This window comes from Pseudoduganella ginsengisoli, assembly GCF_009720865.1.
Lineage (GTDB): Bacteria > Pseudomonadota > Gammaproteobacteria > Burkholderiales > Burkholderiaceae_D > Rugamonas > Rugamonas ginsengisoli.
This window is the reverse complement of the sequence record NZ_WNLA01000065.1, coordinates 1-1,973: the sequence shown is the minus strand read 5'-3', so window position 1 is coordinate 1,973 and position 1,973 is coordinate 1. Positions and strand designations below refer to the sequence as shown.

Genomic DNA, 1,973 nt, shown 5'->3' with positions numbered 1-1,973 from the left:
CACTGAATACATAGGTGTGTGAAGCGAACGCGGCGAACTGAAACATCTAAGTAGCTGCAGGAAAAGAAATCAACCGAGATTCCCAAAGTAGTGGCGAGCGAAATGGGAAGAGCCTGTACGTGATAGTCAGTCTGATAGAAGAATCCTCTGGAAATAGGAGCCATAGCGGGTGATAGCCCCGTATTCGAAATCAGGTTGGTGGTACTAAGCGTACGACAAGTAGGGCGGGACACGAGAAATCCTGTCTGAACATGGGGGGACCATCCTCCAAGGCTAAATACTCGTAATCGACCGATAGTGAACCAGTACCGTGAGGGAAAGGCGAAAAGAACCCCGGGAGGGGAGTGAAATAGATCCTGAAACCGTGTGCATACAAACAGTCGGAGCCTCTTTATGGGGTGACGGCGTACCTTTTGTATAATGGGTCAGCGACTTACATTCAGTGGCGAGGTTAACCAGATTGGGGAGCCGTAGAGAAATCGAGTCCGAACAGGGCGCCAGTCGCTGGGTGTAGACCCGAAACCAAGTGATCTATCCATGGCCAGGTTGAAGGTGCGGTAACACGCACTGGAGGACCGAACCCACTAATGTTGAAAAATTAGGGGATGAGCTGTGGATAGGGGTGAAAGGCTAAACAAACTTGGAAATAGCTGGTTCTCTCCGAAAACTATTTAGGTAGTGCCTCAAGTATCACCGACGGGGGTAGAGCACTGTTATGGCTAGGGGGTCATCGCGACTTACCAAACCATTGCAAACTCCGAATACCGTTGAGTGCGAGCTTGGGAGACAGACGTCGGGTGCTAACGTCCGGCGTCAAGAGGGAAACAACCCAGACCGCCAGCTAAGGTCCCAAAGATTGGCTAAGTGGAAAACGAAGTGGGAAGGCTAAAACAGTCAGGATGTTGGCTTAGAAGCAGCCATCATTTAAAGAAAGCGTAATAGCTCACTGATCGAGTCGTCCTGCGCGGAAGATGTAACGGGGCTAAGCCAGTCACCGAAGCTGCGGATATGCGTAAGCATATGGTAGGAGAGCGTTCTGTAAGCCTGCGAAGGTGTCTTGTAAAGGATGCTGGAGGTATCAGAAGTGCGAATGCTGACATGAGTAGCGATAATGGGGGTGAAAAGCCTCCACGCCGTAAGCCCAAGGTTTCCTGTTCAACGTTCATCGGAGCAGGGTGAGTCGGCCCCTAAGGCGAGGCAGAGATGCGTAGCTGATGGGAAGCAGGTTAATATTCCTGCACCGTCGTATGATGCGATGGGGGGACGGATCGCGGAAGGTTGTCCAACTGTTGGAATAGTTGGTTTCTGGTTCAGAGAAGGTACTTAGGCAAATCCGGGTACGTAATTCAAGGGACTGGGACGAGCGCCTTTATGGTGCGAAGCAATCGGAAGTGGTTCCAAGAAAAGCCTCTAAGCTTCAGTCATACGAGACCGTACCGCAAACCGACACAGGTGGGCGAGATGAGTATTCTAAGGCGCTTGAGAGAACTCGGGAGAAGGAACTCGGCAAATTGGTACCGTAACTTCGGGAAAAGGTACGCCCCGGTAGCTTGACTGGCCTGCGCCAGAAGGGTGAAAGGGTTGCAATAAACTGGTGGCTGCGACTGTTTAATAAAAACACAGCACTCTGCAAACACGAAAGTGGACGTATAGGGTGTGACGCCTGCCCGGTGCTGGAAGATTAAATGATGGGGTGCAAGCTCTTGATTGAAGTCCCAGTAAACGGCGGCCGTAACTATAACGGTCCTAAGGTAGCGAAATTCCTTGTCGGGTAAGTTCCGACCTGCACGAATGGCGTAACGATGGCCACACTGTCTCCTCCCGAGACTCAGCGAAGTTGAAGTGTTTGTGATGATGCAATCTACCCGCGGCTAGACGGAAAGACCCCATGAACCTTTACTGTAGCTTTGCATTGGACTTTGAACCAATCTGTGTAGGATAGGTGGGAGGCTTTGAAGCGGGGACGCCAGTTC

1 rRNA gene is annotated in these 1,973 nt (G+C 51.3%); it reads left to right on the top strand.

Going from position 1 to position 1,973, the window contains the following annotated elements:
* Positions 1–1,973 (top strand): 23S ribosomal RNA (locus GM668_RS30200); the annotation flags it as partial.